At 54.3% G+C, this 348-nt stretch carries 1 protein-coding gene; it reads left to right on the forward strand.

The annotated features are described in order from the left end of the window. Nucleotides 1-348: NEL domain-containing protein (locus tag ACUU1M_RS20715; protein WP_214284592.1), on the forward strand; the 348-nt coding region annotated here is incomplete at both ends.

Genomic DNA, 348 nt, shown 5'->3' on the forward strand with positions numbered 1-348 from the left:
TCCGCGTTCCTTGACCGCCTTTCCGATACCGTCTCTGCACGCAATACCTCCGGATTCCGTGAACAGGTCGCTGCATGGCTGGAAAAACTCAGTGCCTCTGCGGAGCTTCGACAGCAGTCTTTCGCTGTTGCTGCTGATGCCACTGAGAGCTGTGAGGACCGTGTCGCGCTCACATGGAACAATCTCCGGAAAACCCTCCTGGTCCATCAGGCATCAGAAGGCCTTTTCGATAATGATACCGGCGCTCTGCTCTCCCTGGGCAGGGAAATGTTCCGCCTCGAAATTCTGGAGGACATTGCCCGGGATAAAGTCAGAACTCTCCATTTTGTGGATGAGATAGAAGTCTAC

It is taken from the genome of Shigella sp. SIG6 (assembly GCF_053555815.1).